The sequence below is a fragment of the Paenibacillus riograndensis SBR5 genome (assembly GCF_000981585.1).
GTDB lineage: Bacteria > Bacillota > Bacilli > Paenibacillales > Paenibacillaceae > Paenibacillus_AQ > Paenibacillus_AQ riograndensis.
The window spans coordinates 1,640,632-1,656,245 of sequence record NZ_LN831776.1 but is presented as its reverse complement, the minus strand read 5'-3'; the positions used below and the strand labels follow the sequence as shown (position 1 = coordinate 1,656,245).

Below are 15,614 nucleotides of genomic sequence, written 5' to 3'. Positions count from 1 at the left end.
GCTCCCACGCCTTCAAAACCGTCCGTTCAATTTACTCTGCGATTGCCTTGTCGATCCATTCGTTCCCAAGCATCTGCCCTTCGAAATCAGCTGTGAAAGCTTCCATGCATTTACAGATGAAGTCTTTGCGGCACACCGGACATGGCGTCTTAAGCAGGCGGCTGATGTTCGTCATTTTCCATTCCGGAAACCGATTGTAGAACGCGCGGCACTCCGTTCCGTCAGCAAGCTTGATAATGAACTCGTATAATCCTTCCTTATCGTTGCTGCTGGCTTTGGTCACATTCGTAATATTCGGTCTGTAAGACATCTTCATCACCCATTATTTAAATTTTTGGTAGTTAATTGCACGCGCGACATTAACAGATACTTAGACATATTAAAGAATTTTGGGGGTGATGTCAACCAAAGCGGACGCTCCCGCCTGCGATTTATGGCCCGGCCTGAAATTCCCGACTCTATTTAGACATTTTTTCCAAAAAATACGGTTTACAATACGTTCAGTTCAACCTCAATATTGCCGCGGGTTGCCTTGGAGTAGGGACAGAACTCATGAGCTTTGCGGGCAAGGTCCTCTGCTTTTGCGCGTTCAATGCCGGGCAGGCTTACATCCAGTTTTACCGCCAGCTTGAAGCCTCCGTCACTTTCATCCTTGCCGATCAGCACGTTGGAGGTCACAACCACATCCTGAAGCTTCACGCCCTCTTTACGGGCGATATTCGCCAGAGCGCTTTCATAACAAGCGCCATAACCTGCTGCGAACAGCTGCTCCGGGTTCGTTCCCGTACCTCCCGGGCCTCCCAGCTCTTTTGGCATTTTGAGATCATGCTTCAGAGCACCGTCCGAGGATTCCACCGACCCTTCGCGTCCGCCGCGGACCGTAGCAGAAGCTGTGTACAAAGGTTTCATTGTTAATGCTGTCATCGTCCATTCTCTCCTTTTTCAAGCCAAATTTTAACTGCACATACTTTTTACTTAAACATTAGACATGGTTTGAAACGGAGATGCAATGTTGTTATAACCTTACGGCTTGCTTCTTACGATAAATAGTGTAAAATTAAATTGTGATAAATTAATGTTCGGGAGGTATCATTGATGAGTATTTATGATTATGAAGCCAACACGCTGCGCGGTCAGGAAGAATCCCTATCCAAGTACAAAGGCAAAGTGCTGCTCGTCGTCAATACAGCCAGCAAATGCGGCTTTACTCCCCAGTACAAGGGTCTCCAGGAAGTGTACGATAAATTCAAGGACCGCGGTTTTGAAGTGCTCGGCTTTCCAAGCAACCAGTTTGCAGGCCAGGAGCCGGGCGAGAGTGAAGACATCGCAGAGTTCTGCGAAATTAATTATGGAGTAACCTTCCCGATGTACGAGAAGATTGATGTGAAGGGTGACGGGGCGCATCCGCTCTTCAAATACCTCTCCAAGGAAGCACCGGGCGTGCTGGGCTCCAAAAGCATCAAATGGAACTTCACCAAGTTCCTGGTAGACCAGGAGGGCCGTGTGCTGAAACGGTTCGCCCCGCAGACCACACCAGACCAGATCGAGGCGGATATCGCCAAGCTGCTTGAGCAATAATTACACGGTTAGCCAAAAAAGACTCTTCATGCACAGCCCAATGCCATGTGTGAAGAGTCTTTTTCATCTTACAAGTATCTATGACTGCATCTGCCAATATTATTCGGATGCAGCACATAGTAGCCAGCCAGCTTGTCATCCACTAGACCGTTTACATTTCCAAAATCCCCCGCTCAAGTGCAACAGCTACCGCTTGAGAACGTGAATCCACTCCAAGTTTATTATAAATAGCCGTTAAATGTGCTTTTACTGTACGTTCGGAGATTCCCATATCAATGGCAATAACTTTGCTTTTGAAACCCCGGGCAACAGCCTGCAGAATAATTGTTTCCTTATCGGTCAAACGAGCGGCTTCATTTTGAGGAGAGATTGAATCTTTCTGCTGCGCCCGGGCTGTAATTACGCGTTCCATAATGTCTGCCGACAGCAAGGTTTCTCCACGTACTGCCGACTCAATATTTCTGAACAGATTCTCACGGCTGGTATCTTTTAATAAATAACCCTTCGCTCCCATGGCCAGTCCGCTTATCATTAGATCATCTTCGTTATAGGTTGTAAGGATGATTACCGGAATCGAAGACCCTTGTTTTTTTAACTCTTGCATGGTTTCCAGTCCGCCCATAACTGGCATATTCAAGTCCATCAGGATCACATCAGGATGCAGTTCCTTAATCATTGGCAGCGCCTCTGCACCGTTTTCAGCTTCACCAACCACTTGAAACTGCTCGTTTGTCTCCAGAATCAGCTTTAGGCCTTCCCGGACAACCAAATGATCATCTACAATCAGAATCTTATATACAATCATTTATGTTCTCCTTCTAATGAAGGGTGTCTCCAGCTTAACACGGGTTCCTTCTGAGTTACTGTTCACGTAAATTTCTCCTCCAATTAGCCGTACCCGCTCTTTAATTCCCAGCAGTCCATAGTGTCCGGCATCCTTGCCGATATCATCCGTTTTAAATCCGATACCATTATCCTGAATTTCAATGATTAGTTTATCGTTTTGCGTAGAAACAAATACCCATACTTTATCCGCCTTTGCATGGCGGGCAATATTCGTCAGACATTCTTTAACAATATGCAAGCTGTGTTCCATCTGCAGCCTGGATAATCGTTTGTTCAAACGATAATCTGTGGATACGACGATACCCGTAGCCTCTCTAAAATGTTCAATTTCATCAGCAATGGCCTCTTTGAAATCCATCTCTGGAGCTGACTTTAACCGCAAATTGTCAATCGCTCTCCGGGCTTCAGCCAATGTCCGGCGTGCCTGCTGCATAGACTGCCTGATAATTTCCTGTGCCCTCTCCGGATGATTTTGTGACATATGGGCATCTGCAGCCTCCAGCCGCATAATCAGTCCGGCGACACCTTGTGCCAGTGTATCATGCAAATCCCGCGCCATCCGCTGGCGTTCATTGGCAAGGGTTAATTCCTCTACCTTTTCATGGGCTTCTCTTAAATCCTCCAGAAAACTCTGAATTCTGAGCCGCTCTTGAACCTGCTTGAAGAATAATATTGCATAAGCCAGCACAACAATAAGCATCAGAAGAAATATAGGAAGAAATACGATCAGTTCATCCCTATCCCCCACAGTCAGAGCAGAATCAAAAAAAACAATAATACTGATCAGTGAAACGAACACTACTCTCTTCACACGGAATGAATAACTAAGGGTCTGAGCTATCAGTATAGGCAGCAGCCCGATTAAAACCGCCTGATACCCGTCACGCATTAAAATGGCACACAAATAGATTAAAGCTGCTTGAACTGAGAAGTAAATCCAGAATTTTTTGTAGGTGACTCTGTAGGAATTCCAATGCAATAATACATGAATTGTAAATAAGCCTGTAAATACAGCACTCTCTAAAATCAAATGTTCCCTAAGAAATTGCAATACTATAGTTCCAACATATACAATGGATACCCAAATTAGTGTCGGCAGCCTTGAAGCGAATAAATCACTAATATTTTGCATGCCGTTTTTTTCGTTCAATATTCTCCCCCTAAGCTGTAACATGATGACCTATGTTCTCAAGTATACCTTTTACACCCCCGGACTTGCACCTGTACACATAGCATCATCCCTTAATCCGGTACAGGATTACTCTTTTTTTGAGCCAGCCGATCACAAGGGCATCCATGAATCCTGCATATGCGCGGTTCAACACCCTGTATTTGGATACCCCATGTTTCCTTTCCTGATGGGTTACCGAGACTTCGATGACCGAAAAGCCGTTCATCTTTGCTAATGTCGGCAAAAACCTGTGCATCCCGTTATATAAATAAAGGCTGTCGGCTACCTCCCGTGTGAAGAGCTTCATGGGACAGCCTGTATCATAAATCGAATCTCCGGTGATCCAATTGCGGATTCCATTCCCGATACGTGAAGATATTTTCTTAAGCAGGGTATCTTTACGGTCTATCCGTTTCCCGTTCACAAAATCTATCCGCCCGATAAAGGGCATTAATCTAAAAATATCCCTGGGATCTGTCTGCAGATCGGCATCCATAAGGGCGATTAATTCACCTGTTGAGTTCTTTATTCCGGCCCAGACCGCAGCCGTTTGTCCGTAATTCTTCTCGAAGTGGATGACCTTTACAGACTTATCCATCTGAGCGATCTCATTGAGCAGCACTGCACTCCGATCTTTGCTTCCATCATTCACTAACAGGATTTCATAGCTCTCTATTTTCCCTTTCAACGCATCAGTGATGCTTAAATAAAGATCATAAATATTCCCCTCTTCGTTATACACAGGTGCGACCACTGAAAGCCGGGTCATGAAGCGACACCTCTCTGTCATTGAATTTGATTGCTGATTCCTCACCACGCTTCTTAAACCAACTTATTCTAATGGCTTAGCCAATAATCTGATGTTAGATTCCTTCGTAAATTCCCGCTGTTTTTTCTCCACTTCCTCCATCACTCCCTCACCTTCCACGTCGAGATTCGGAAGCAGGCGGTCCAGCCATTTTGGAAAATACCAGGCCGACTTCCCAAGCAAGGTCATCACCCCGGGAACAATGAGCATCCGGACGATAAAAGCATCAAAGAGAACACCGAAGGCAAGCGCCAGCCCCATGACCTTAACCATAGGCTCCTCTGCCAGAATGAACCCGGTAAAGACGGCAACCATGATGAGCCCTGCTGCGGTCACGACTCCGCCGCTGTGGCGGATACCGGCAAGAACGGATTTTTTGGCATCTCCGCTCTTCTTGAATTCCTCGCGCATCCGGCTGACCAGAAACACTTCATAGTCCATAGCCAAACCGAACAGGACGCCGACTACAATGATTGGCAAGAAATTAAACACCGGTGCTTCGGCATAGAATCCGAATAATTTTTGGAAGTGGCCGTCCTGAACGACGTAAGTAACAAATCCCAAAGTTGCGCCAAGTGAAAGAATAAATCCAAGTACGGCCTTGATCGGAACCAGAATTGAACGGAATACCAGCATAAGCAGTACAAAGGCCAAGCCGACAATGATTAGGCAGAATTCAGGTAAGGCCTGATTCAACTTCTGCGTGATATCGATATTGACAGCCGTGCTGCCGGTCACACCAATCTTAATATGATCCTGCTGCTCTATTTCGGGTGCCTTATCACGAATTAAATGGACAAGGTCAATGGTTGCTGAATCATTGGGGCCTGTTGCCGGCATAACCGTAATCAGCGATACTTTTCCGGAAGGCGCGGTGACCGCCGGGTTTACCATCGCGACGTTGGGATAAGTTTTTACTTCCTCAATCACTTTATTGAGATTGGCTGCAGCCTCTTTCCCGCCATCCGTTTCAGCCAAAAGCACTAACGGTCCATGATACCCTTCGCCATAGGCTTCGGAAAGGAGATCATAGGCCCGGCGTTCGGTTTTATCCGGCGATTTATGGCCATCATTTCCAAGACCTGTCTCCATGTGGAAGAATGGCAGAGCAATGGTTGCAAGCAGCGCTACTCCCAGCAGGACAGCCACTAAAGGATGACCGGTAACGAATCTCCCCCACAGATTGCTGCGGCCCGCCGGCTTCTGCTTGCTTCCTGCCCGCTTGGCAGGCGCTTTAACCTTGCCCCCCAGCAGGTCCAAAATTGCCGGTACAACGAATATCGTCATAAGTATTGCGGTAAATACAGTAAGTGCACCAGCCATACCCATAGCCGTAAGGAACGGTACTCCAACGAAGGAAAAACCGACCAGAGCGATAATAACCGTTACTCCGGCAAACACAACCGCACTCCCAGCCGTGCCGTTCGCGATGGCAATCGCTTCCCGCCGCTCATAACCTTCTGCAAGCTGCTGGCGGTATCTGGCGATAATGAACAAAGCATAGTCAATACCTACAGCCAATCCAAGCATACCTGCCAGTGATAAAGCAAACGAAGGAACGTCCAGGAAACTGGTTCCGATGATAATCAGCATAATACCAAATCCGAGCCCTAAACCTGCCGTCACAATCGGAAGGACACCGGTAAGGATGGAACCTAGTGCAACAGCAAGGATTACCAGGGCCAGAAGCACGCCGAGCGCTTCGGTCGGACTGCTGGTCGCCATTTTTACATAGCCGTCTCCAATCAATTCAGCCTGCCAGCCGGCATCACGAAGGCTCTCTGCAATCTCATTAACTGAATCTTTGGATTCATCCGTTACTTCATCGCCTGGTACCGCATAGGTAATTGTTGCGTAACCGATGGTGCTGTCCGCATTCAATGAATGATTGTCATATGGACTTACTACTGATGTCACCTCCGGATCTGCTGCCACTTCCTTGAGTTTGGCGGTAACGAGCTGCTTTGCAGTCTCAGAGGATAACCTTTCATTGTCCGGAGCCTTCAGCACCAGTTGGGTTTTACCGAGTCCACTTTGCGGGTTTGGAAATTCCTTTTCCATAACCTCGAGTGTTTTTTGCGAGGCAAGTCCGGGGATGGAAGTCTCCTCACCAAAATGAACTCCCATCGATAACGCTACAATCGCCGCCGCCACTAAAAGCGTAATGCTGCCCAGAAGGACTTTTAGCCGGTTTTTCGCCGACCAAAACCCCAGTCTGTATAATATTTTTGCCATTTCAGTATCGTCTCCTCTTAGCTAAATGTTTTCTCTATGTACCTATCCTATAGCTCGGGAGATCTCCTGCCATCGTCCAAAAGGGCACGCGGATTCTGCCCTTTTGGGCAGCCCTTAAGTCAAAAAAAACCGCGCAAGGCAGTGTGACTTCAACGTAAAAAAGCATGCGAAGGAAATTCTTCGCATGCTTAATTAAATTAAACCTCCAGCCACCCGTTTCCAATACCTTTTTTGTGCCAATAATAGCTGTCTTTCGGCGAACGCTGCAGGGCTAAAGCATCAGCGGTAAGGCAGATGTTGTCCGGCATACGCGCTAGTTGCTGTCATTTTTTATCGGAGTAATTGTAAGAATGAGGGCTTTTTGCTAATTACATGTTATGCGGTAGAGAGGACTCGAACCTCCACGGATATACATCCACTACCCCCTCAAGATAGCGTGTCTGCCATTCCACCACTACCGCGCGGTGATGTTGTATTAAGAATTTTCTTCCGTTTCTTTTTGCTTGCGGTATTGGGTAAATTCGAAGTATTCCTTAATGAAATTCTGCTCTTCCGGCTTCAGCTCATCGCTTTGGCAATTCAATTGCCGTAATTGGCCAAAAAAATAATCCTCCGATCCTTCACGCACCATTTCAGGTGTCTTTTTGCCTAAGATCAGCCAATCCAGACTCACTTGAAAAAACGCCCCGATCTCAATCAGCTTATGCGTCCCTGGTGTTGACTTACCCCGTTTCCAATCCCCCATGTTCCCTGTGCTGATATTTAACTGTTCGCAAAACTTTTTCTTAGTGATTCCCTTTTGCTTAATCAGGTATTCAATTCGTTCATAGATGGACTGCATCGGCTAACCGCCCTCCAATGTATTTAAAAAAGCACTTATTTACGTAATTTTTATTGTAAAATGACGTAAAAAAGTATATAATTAACTATTATTATGCCTTATCCCATTATATCATACGGCTGGATAGTCGATAAGAGGTGAGCCCCTTTTGAACAGTAAACGTCCCATCACTCCCTACGGCTGGGCAATCAAGCAACGGCTGACAGAGCTGCATCTGGATCAGAAAAAATTCTGTGAGATCTACAACATCCCGCCTTATCGCCTATCCAACCTGATCCATGGCACCCGCAAAGCGGAACGCTACCGGCGCCAGGTTTCAGAGCTTTTGGGTTTGCCCCCATCCTAAGCTTTGGACATCACGCGGCAGCAATCTTTGTATACAAAAAGCCGCTCCTCATCAGATGAAGTACTCTGATTCAGGAGCGGCTTAAGGGACCCGCAGAGGTGTACAATTCGTTTCACAGACAGAAAGTACCAGAGGAAGCTGGTCATAACGCTCTGGCACAATACCTTCACCTTGTTTTTACATCTATCAAAGACGGTTTTACAGAATTCAACAAAAAAAACCTTGATTAATCAAGGTTTTTTTCTTGTTGAATGTTATGCGGTAGAGAGGACTCGAACCTCCACGGGTATACACCCACTACCCCCTCAAGATAGCGTGTCTGCCATTCCACCACTACCGCGCAGTGTGTACAAATTTAAAGCTTTGTTTGAGGCCAACATTCAATATTATAAATCCATTGCAGCAAAAAGTAAAGATGCCCGCTTAAGAATTTTCAATGGGCTGGACCCCAGGCAGGATAAATATTAATATACTCATAAAGAACCTTCCCCGTTCGCCTTATGCTTACGGTAATTAGTAAATTCAATATATTCCTTGATAAATTCCTTCTCCTTCGGCAGCAATTCGTCCGTTTGGCAATTCGGTTGCCGTATTTGGCCAAAAAAATAATCCTCTCCACTTTCTTTCAGTGTGTTTGCATTCTGTTTGCCCAGAATCAGCCAATCAAGGCTGACATCAAAAAAAGCGGCGATCTCAATCAGCTTATGCGTGCCGGGTGTCGACTTGCCCCGCTTCCAGTCCCCCATGTTGCCGGTGCTAATTTTCAGCTGCTCAGAGAAAGCTTTTTTGGTAAGTCCTTGCCGTTTAATCAGATATTCAATTCGTTCGTAGATAGAGTGCATAGCAAACCGCCTTCCGCCCAAATTATTTTTACGCAAAAACGTTATTTTTATCGCAAAATAACGTAAATAAGTATATAATTAACTCTTATTATTTCTTTTCTTCATTATAGCATAGCAGACCTGCACTCTCCGAACTTATGATTCTGATCTCTATGCTTAAACAAAAAAAGCAAAAAGAACCTTGGATGATCAAAGTTCTTTTTGCTAATTAACTGTATGCGGTATACTTGTTCATGTGTTCTAATACGGTTACCACGGAACCAATGAGCTGAGGCCGCATTCCATCTCTTGATTTTTTCACCGTACCGTTCGTCCATGCGAGATACGCATAAGTCCCGCTGAAACTGTAAATACGTCTGTTCTTTGACGGTAACGCTGTTCACCAGAATTCGTCCTCCTTCGATTTCACCTATACGTGTAAGCCATCGCCGGCTGCGAGAACATCATGATGACGCTTCAGACGACGCCGGCCAATGGAAATTGATGCCTCCCGTCCGGCGGTCCGTGCCGAAAATATCATGGATGTTGAGGTTCTTGATGTAGATATGCCTGAAGTTACCGGCACCGCTTCCTTCACCCACTACAAGGACGCCTTGCCTTCTCATGTCTGTTAGCTGCTCGCCGCTCGTAATCTCCAGGTTATTGATTTCCCAATAAGATACATTTCGCAGCCGAACACCAAACCCCTCCCCGTTTACACTAGTATTCCCGAAATGGATCAACGGTTTGGAACCGCTTCCATCTACAACAATCGGGCTTCCTTCGGTACCCGAGCCCTTAAGATCTAAATACTGATTGCTCCACACTCCCCCAGCCTTAAGCAAAATGCGATCGCCGGGGTTAAAGGTTACCGTGTTCACCTTGGTCAACGTCTTCCATGCCGACGTTTCGCTATTACCCGCCGCGTTGTCATTACCCAGGGCGGAATCCACGTAATATGTGGTGCCCGCTGCCCCGGCGACTGGGCTTGCTGCACCTGACACCAGACTCGTCAGAAGTAGGCTGACGAGAATAAGCAGGGGCAAAACGAATTTGCTGCTTCTCTTCACTTGACATCACTCCTTAGCAGCTTATAATCCGAGGCTAGCTCTTCGCCTAGCCAGGCGCCTTCCCTCACCAGCTCGCGCTGAAGCTCACCGACATTTCACTCATGGTTTTCCTCCTTTAACACTGTTTGCTAATTTATATCGACTTTATTCCTCTGTTTCGAAGCAAGTGGAAACCTGATTTTTGTATTCACTGGGGCTCTTGCCGCTGTATTTCTTGAATACTTTGGAAAAATACGCCCGGTCGGAGAACCCGAGGGTATACGCCACATTCTCCACCGTTTCGTGCTGCCGGCTCAGCATTGTAATCGCCAAATTAATTTTGTACTGGTTGACGTAATCGGTGAAATTAACGCCCGCCAGCTTTTTGAAGTATCTGGAGAAATAGCTGGCATTTAAATGCAGATGCTCCGCCATCTCCAAGGAGGTGATCATCCGGTCGACATGCTCGTCGAGAAACTGATCGATCGCTAACAGGCGGATATCCTTACCCTGAGCAGAAGTCGGAGCCAGCGTATGCTGTCGCCATAGATTACGCAGTTCCCGCTTGGTCAAACGAACTGCTTCATCGATATGCACGGCCTGGCTGAGCCAGATAAAAAAGCTGCTCTCGGCAACTCCGCCCGATTCAAACACCATCTGACGGACAAGGTCGCCGCACATTTCCTTCACCAGCCGGGGCAGAAGCCGCTCGGAGGTGACATACTGAATCCACGAATTTACCGCCATATCGATCCAGGCGGCATTCCCCTCCTCGAGCGCCAGTGACAGTCGTGTACGTTCCTGATCCCATCTCCGTTCCGGCGTTTGCTGAAAAACAGCGCGGGGCTCCACAGCGGTAACTGCTGTAATTTTCCCGTAGAAGCTGTCGTCCCGGCAATCGCTCAGCGTTTTATATACGGTATCGATATGCTGCATCAATACGGTCTGTGCCAAATAGAACCCCAGTACCTTAATCTTCAAATATTGCTTTGCTTTTTCCCGGACCGATTCCATGAAATCAATCATGGGCTGGTACGAAGCATCCGGTTCGGACACATTCCAAATTAGATAGATCCCTATATCCTCGGTCATGATCGGCGTAATCGCCGCCGCCCCCGCAGATAACTCCATAGCAATGTTGTTCACAGCAAAATGAATCAGCGGTATGTCCCTGTAGCTGTAGCGCTCTGTCAGGGAAGCGGCATCGATATGGATGAAGCCTTGACGGAAATAGGGCAGTTTCCATGAGATGTCCAAACGTTCGCCCAATAAGAGAGTATGGGCTGCATCACTGCCCGGAGAGATCAATTGCTTCAGGAAGCTCTGCCGCAGTACCTCTTTATTACGTTCAATCGCCTGCCGGAACGAAAAACGCTCCAGCAGTTCCTCCCGGGTACGGAAGCGGTCTACCGCCTTGCCCAGACTGACCTTAAGCTGATCGGGTGATAGTTCGTCCTTGATTAGATAATCGTCGGCTTCGAGTTGGAACGCCCGCTTGGAATATTGGAAATCCTCATAACAAGTCAGAAAGATAAGCCGGACCTCCGGTTTGGTGATCCGAAATGCCTCTGCCAGCTCAAGCCCGTTCATTCCTGGCAGTCCGATATCGATGACCACGAGATCCGGCAGCATCTCGTGGAAGTCCACCAGAGCTTGATCACTGCTGGAAGCCGAAGCGACAAGCTTCAGTTCCAGATCAAGCGAACCCAGCAAATGCGCCACATACTCCAGCATCGGAACATCGTCATCGATTAGCATTACAGTCATCATTAATAATCGCCTCCTTGCCGCTTACCATCGGAATGTATAGGGTGAAACTCATGCCGCCGCCCTCGCGGGAAGCCGCTGTTAGACGGGCCTGGTATCCGAATAGCACCTGCAGCCTCCGCGCCGTGTTAATCAATCCCACGCCTTTATCCTGCTGCCGGGGAGTCTCGTCCTCTGCCCCAAGAAGCCGCCGGTTCAGCCGCACAATCGCTTCTTCTGGCATGCCCTTGCCATTGTCGCTGATGGTAATCTCAAGCTTCTGATAATGAAGGGCTGTACGCAGCTCAATGACTGGATTCTCCGGTCTGGAGGAAAATCCGTGATAGATCGCATTTTCCACGATCGGCTGCAGCAGTAGCCTTGGCAGCTCAATCAACTCTGTCCCCTCACCCAACTCATAATTAAACTCAATATTCAAGCGATTGCGGATTTGCATGACCTGAACATAGCTTCCTAGCACCTTGCATTCTTCGGCCAGCTTAAGCGGCTCGTCAACATGGACATATGCGCGAAGCAGCCTCATCAGCGCATCAATCATGGTGCCATGCGGCTCATCTCCGACCAGCAACAAGCTAACCTTGATCGAATTCAGTGTATTGAGCAGAAAATGCGGCCGGATCTGTGCGGCCAACGCCTGAAGCTCCAGAAGCCGCTTCTCCTCCTGCTCACTCTCCACCTGATGTAGGAGCCCGTTAATATCGTCCAGCATCTGGTTGAACGCGGCAGACAGAACGGCGACCTCGTCTTTGCCCTTCACCGGAATTCGGACATCCCGCTTCCCGCCGACATACTGCTTGACGCTGGAACGCAGCAGGCTGATCGGCTTGTTGATGTGCCCCGCCCAGAGCATGGAAAGGATCAGAAACGCCAAAAAAAATAAACCCACCACTGAAAGCGTCACAAAGAATTCCCGGTTAATTTGGCTGTCGATAAGTTTTCGGGGCATCTCCTCGGAAAGCAACCAGCCGGTCTTTGGAATAGAAACTTTACTAACCAGCATGCCGCCTGAAGCGGAGGTTTCGCTCCGGCCCTTAACGGCGATAATCTCCCCTGAGCGGTCGGCGAGTGAGAAGATGATGTCGGGGTTCCCGGTATCCAGCAAGTTGTGAAAATACGACTTCGGGATCCCGATGAACAGCGTCGCCAGCTTCTCATGGTTGCTCGGGTCGATGATAAAACGGGAAGCGTAATAATAGTCAGGAGCGGCGCCTTCCTCACCGGAAGGAAACCACTGCAGTGAAGTTGTTTCCTTATCATCAAGTTTGCGGCTTTCCCGTACAAAACGTTCCGAAAGCCCCGAGAATATGGCAGCGTAACTATCTCCTATAATAATTCGATTCTGCTTGTTGACGATCATCATCTTCAAGTCGGCATCCATTGACTGCATCGACAAAATATCGGCCATGGAATTCAGCCGGGAATAATGGACATAAGTCTCAAAATCAGCAAAGCTTTCGGCATCCTTCAGATGCCGAAAGCTTTCCAGAATATCCGGATTATTCAGTTGTGAGAAATAAACTGAAGCGAAAGAAATGGTGTCAATCGTCTTCCCGATTTGATTCGCAATAACCGTAAGTGTCTCTTCGTTCGAGCGGGCAAGCTTATCGCTTACATTTTGTTTCACAGAAGAATACGACCAGATGGTTACAGCAATAAAAGGAAAAAGTATAAGGATCAGGAACGATAACTGCAGTTTACGATGGAAAGAAAATAGTCTTAACCATTCCATGATGAAATCATCCTTGTCCAGAGTGTCCATTTTACTTTTATTATAAACTCCTACCGCCGCTATTGCCCTTACATTATCTTCTATTTGTTAGCTTCGACGACTTTTTTCACTTCGTCTGTCATCTCGGTCTTCACTTCATCAAAACTTCGGTTATCAAGCATATAGCTGGCTAAGCTATTTTCGACGATCGTTTTCAATTCAGAGCCATAAGGCACGCTGAAGGTATTCGGAACTTTGTTGCGTGAGTCGAACAATGTTTCGGACAAGGATTCAGTATCGATCAGGTTCTTATTTTCTTTAAAAAATTCATTGATCAGTGCAGTACCGTCGACACCTTTGTAAGCAGGGATTTCGTGCGTATACTTTGAAGACTCTTTCGTCATCCATCTTACAAAGTCGTACGCTGCTTGCTTATGCTCTGATTTGGCGCCGATCGCCATGCCACCGCCTGAAATATTGGTCATGCCAACTTCTGTCGAATCGACCGAACGCGGTACCGGTGCGTACACCATCTGGAATTCATGAGGAAATTTTTCCAGGTTCAAGCCTGCTCTTACTACATAGCTTGGCACAACCAGCATGCTTGCGTTTCCGGCAAAGAACTGCTGCAGTACATGGTAGTTGGAAGCGAGCACGTCCGCATACGGTTCAACACTCTTGTCCTCCTTCTCCATTGCCCGGCGGAGTTCGAAGAAATACTTAAAGGAAGGATCATCGAAGATCGGGTTCAGATTGGCATCCAGTTGCGGATTCGGACGTTCGGTATAAGCGATGATGTTAGCGTATTCTCCCCAAGTGTGGAAGTAGGTTCCGTAGTGTCCGTCCATCGTCAGCTTCTTGGCATAATTACGGAAGTCATCCCATGTCCAGCCCATCTCAGGGAGCTTCAAGCCTGCCTTTTCCAAATGATCGCGGTTGAATACGGTGAGCCATTGGGTCGAACTGGGCATAAGTCCGTAGATTTTGTCGTCCAGTTTGATAACTTTATTATATTCATCTTCAGGCTTTATGCCTTCCTTATCGAAGAATGAGTTAAGCGGTTCCACAACTCCGCGCGAAGCACGTTCAAGCAGTTCTTCTTCATTGCCGGTTGCGAACACATCGACCACTTCGCCGCCACTGATCAGAATGTCCAGCTTCTTCATGAAATCCGTGCTATCGCTGTTCTGCACAAGTGAGACATATTCCACTTCCACCTTCTCCTGCGACTCATTGTACGCTTGAACGGCCTGATAGATTGGCTCATCCGGCTTGTTCGCCTTAAATGTGTAGAATTTGATCTTCTCCTTGCCTGCGGACTGCTCTTTCTGCTCAGCATTTGTCGGCGCGTTCGTCGCAGATGCATTGTTGTTGCCGCTATTGCTTCCGCAAGCGGTAACAGTGAGCATCATTAACATACAGATCAGCAATAATGATGTTTTCTTCAAAATCAATTCCCCCTTATAATGGTTGCTGCAGACTCATTATACTATCTCATCTACGCGCCTACCGTGTACAGAATTGCGGTATGCGCGTAGACAATTTTGACCTTAGCTGGTCCTTTGGAAGTGCCGACAAAGCCGGCTTACCCCTTGACTCCGCCGATAGCGATCCCCTCAATGACTTGCTTCTGCAACGCCAGGAACAGCACGAGCAACGGAATAATTGCTGCAACGGAAGCCATCATCATAACCGAAATGCGCGTGCCGAACTCCTCCTGAAAGAACTGCATGCCAAGCGGAATCGTATACAGCTTCGTCGAGTTCAGCATGATCAGCGGACCCTGGTAATCGTTCCAGGTCCAGATGAACTTGATAATCCCTACCGTCACCAGAATCGGCTGGCATAGCGGAAGCATCACGCTCCGGTAAATGCGAAAGAATCCGGCGCCGTCCAGTTCTGCCGCTTCCAGCAGATCATTATGGATCCCTGCCATAAACTGCTTCAGCAGGAAGGCAAAATAACTCGAGAACATCCCCATAAGAATCAGTGCGGCGTGTGAGTCGTACAGCCCGAAATCTTTGATCATAATATAGCGCGGGACGAGTGTTGCCTGCTCCGGAATCATCATGAACGCCAACATCAGGCTGAACACGATTCCCCGGCCCTTGAATTCCAGCTTGGATAGGGCATAACCAGCCATCGACGAGATGATCACTGTGGCCAGCGTAGAGATCACCGCGAGCTTGATCGAGTTCATATAGAACAAGCCGAAAGAAACGTCGCCCATCCACACCTCTTTAAAATTGCTGACCAGATTCCACTCCTTTGGAATCCATTGGATTGGAAACGTCCAGACATCCCGTTCCGTTTTTGCAGCGGCGGACAGCATCCAGATCAGGGGCAGCAGGAAAAAGACGGACAGTAAGGCGAAGAGAATGGTCAGGATCAGGTTGCTTGTCTTTATTCTTTTGAGTGACATCGCATGGGTTCCTTTCACATGG

15 protein-coding genes and 2 tRNA genes are annotated in these 15,614 nt (G+C 47.6%); 2 read left to right on the top strand and 15 right to left on the bottom strand.

The genetic code is table 11. The features are described from left to right. Positions 1-31 precede the first annotated feature (31 nt). On the bottom strand, positions 32-310 hold the full coding sequence (locus PRIO_RS07195) for a hypothetical protein (protein WP_020428353.1): 279 nt from the start codon (positions 308-310) through the stop codon (positions 32-34). Positions 311-489: 179 nt separating this feature from the next. Beyond that, positions 490-909: an organic hydroperoxide resistance protein gene (locus tag PRIO_RS07190; RefSeq protein WP_039788113.1), complete on the bottom strand. Its 420-nt coding sequence runs from the start codon at positions 907-909 to the stop codon at positions 490-492. 186 nt (positions 910-1,095) lie between these two features. Between PRIO_RS07190 and PRIO_RS07185 the strand changes: the two genes are divergently transcribed. Beyond that, positions 1,096-1,578, top strand: a complete 483-nt coding sequence (locus PRIO_RS07185; RefSeq protein ID WP_020428355.1) for a glutathione peroxidase — start codon at positions 1,096-1,098, stop codon at positions 1,576-1,578. Positions 1,579-1,729: 151 nt separating this feature from the next. Here the strand turns inward: PRIO_RS07185 and PRIO_RS07180 are convergent, their stop codons facing one another. The 6 genes from PRIO_RS07180 to PRIO_RS07155 all read right to left on the bottom strand — a co-directional run bounded on the left by PRIO_RS07180 (position 1,730) and on the right by PRIO_RS07155 (position 7,479). Next, complete coding sequence (locus PRIO_RS07180; RefSeq protein WP_085981571.1) at positions 1,730-2,380, bottom strand: response regulator; 651 nt, start codon at positions 2,378-2,380, stop codon at positions 1,730-1,732. A 3-nt stretch (positions 2,381-2,383) separates the two neighbouring features. Next, on the bottom strand, positions 2,384-3,574 hold the full coding sequence (locus PRIO_RS07175) for a sensor histidine kinase (protein ID WP_020428357.1): 1,191 nt from the start codon (positions 3,572-3,574) through the stop codon (positions 2,384-2,386). A gap of 85 nt (positions 3,575-3,659) precedes the next feature. After that, positions 3,660-4,364 (bottom strand): glycosyltransferase family 2 protein, encoded by a 705-nt coding sequence (locus PRIO_RS07170; RefSeq protein WP_046501652.1) that lies wholly within the window; start codon positions 4,362-4,364, stop codon positions 3,660-3,662. A 63-nt stretch (positions 4,365-4,427) separates the two neighbouring features. Next, complete coding sequence (locus PRIO_RS07165; protein ID WP_020428359.1) at positions 4,428-6,638, bottom strand: MMPL family transporter; 2,211 nt, start codon at positions 6,636-6,638, stop codon at positions 4,428-4,430. A 378-nt stretch (positions 6,639-7,016) separates the two neighbouring features. After that, positions 7,017-7,099 (bottom strand) — tRNA-Leu (locus tag PRIO_RS07160). 14 nt (positions 7,100-7,113) lie between these two features. Further along, complete coding sequence (locus PRIO_RS07155) at positions 7,114-7,479, bottom strand: helix-turn-helix domain-containing protein (RefSeq protein ID WP_020428360.1); 366 nt, start codon at positions 7,477-7,479, stop codon at positions 7,114-7,116. Between the two features lie 148 nt (positions 7,480-7,627). Between PRIO_RS07155 and PRIO_RS07150 the strand changes: the two genes are divergently transcribed. Beyond that, the gene (locus tag PRIO_RS07150; RefSeq protein WP_020428361.1) at positions 7,628-7,825 is read left to right on the top strand and encodes a hypothetical protein; all 198 of its coding nucleotides are present in this window, start codon (positions 7,628-7,630) and stop codon (positions 7,823-7,825) included. Between the two features lie 257 nt (positions 7,826-8,082). On the opposite strand, the gene PRIO_RS07145 is transcribed toward PRIO_RS07150, so the two are convergent. The 7 genes from PRIO_RS07145 to PRIO_RS07110 form a co-directional block, all read right to left on the bottom strand. Further along, positions 8,083-8,165: transfer RNA gene (locus PRIO_RS07145), tRNA-Leu, on the bottom strand. A gap of 133 nt (positions 8,166-8,298) precedes the next feature. Further along, the gene (locus PRIO_RS07140) at positions 8,299-8,667 is read right to left on the bottom strand and encodes a helix-turn-helix domain-containing protein (RefSeq protein WP_020428363.1); all 369 of its coding nucleotides are present in this window, start codon (positions 8,665-8,667) and stop codon (positions 8,299-8,301) included. A 443-nt stretch (positions 8,668-9,110) separates the two neighbouring features. Further along, a complete protein-coding gene (locus PRIO_RS07130; RefSeq protein ID WP_020428365.1) occupies positions 9,111-9,716 on the bottom strand; it encodes a hypothetical protein in 606 nt (201 codons plus the stop codon). A gap of 144 nt (positions 9,717-9,860) precedes the next feature. Continuing rightward, on the bottom strand, positions 9,861-11,465 hold the full coding sequence (locus PRIO_RS07125) for a response regulator transcription factor (protein ID WP_020428366.1): 1,605 nt from the start codon (positions 11,463-11,465) through the stop codon (positions 9,861-9,863). Continuing rightward, positions 11,440-13,191 carry a sensor histidine kinase gene (locus PRIO_RS33745; RefSeq protein WP_167345590.1) on the bottom strand — a complete coding sequence of 584 codons (1,752 nt, stop codon included), beginning with the start codon at positions 13,189-13,191 and terminating at the stop codon, positions 11,440-11,442. The genes PRIO_RS07125 and PRIO_RS33745 overlap by 26 nt, the downstream gene beginning before the upstream one ends. A gap of 80 nt (positions 13,192-13,271) precedes the next feature. Next, a complete protein-coding gene (locus PRIO_RS07115) occupies positions 13,272-14,618 on the bottom strand; it encodes an ABC transporter substrate-binding protein (RefSeq protein WP_020428368.1) in 1,347 nt (448 codons plus the stop codon). Positions 14,619-14,755: 137 nt separating this feature from the next. Next, entirely contained in the window at positions 14,756-15,592 is an 837-nt protein-coding gene (locus PRIO_RS07110) for a carbohydrate ABC transporter permease (protein WP_020428369.1), read from the bottom strand. Positions 15,593-15,614 lie beyond the last annotated feature (22 nt).

Coding starts and splice junctions, on each gene's coding strand:
- PRIO_RS07155 (WP_020428360.1), bottom strand. CDS start 7,479: ATGCAGTCCATCTATGAACGAATTGAATACCTGATTAAGCAAAAGGGA.
- PRIO_RS07110 (WP_020428369.1), bottom strand. CDS start 15,592: ATGTCACTCAAAAGAATAAAGACAAGCAACCTGATCCTGACCATTCTC.
- PRIO_RS07195 (WP_020428353.1), bottom strand. CDS start 310: ATGTCTTACAGACCGAATATTACGAATGTGACCAAAGCCAGCAGCAAC.
- PRIO_RS07190 (WP_039788113.1), bottom strand. CDS start 909: ATGAAACCTTTGTACACAGCTTCTGCTACGGTCCGCGGCGGACGCGAA.
- PRIO_RS07185 (WP_020428355.1), top strand. CDS start 1,096: ATGAGTATTTATGATTATGAAGCCAACACGCTGCGCGGTCAGGAAGAA.
- PRIO_RS33745 (WP_167345590.1), bottom strand. CDS start 13,191: ATGGAATGGTTAAGACTATTTTCTTTCCATCGTAAACTGCAGTTATCG.
- PRIO_RS07170 (WP_046501652.1), bottom strand. CDS start 4,364: ATGACCCGGCTTTCAGTGGTCGCACCTGTGTATAACGAAGAGGGGAAT.
- PRIO_RS07140 (WP_020428363.1), bottom strand. CDS start 8,667: ATGCACTCTATCTACGAACGAATTGAATATCTGATTAAACGGCAAGGA.
- PRIO_RS07125 (WP_020428366.1), bottom strand. CDS start 11,465: ATGATGACTGTAATGCTAATCGATGACGATGTTCCGATGCTGGAGTAT.
- PRIO_RS07165 (WP_020428359.1), bottom strand. CDS start 6,638: ATGGCAAAAATATTATACAGACTGGGGTTTTGGTCGGCGAAAAACCGG.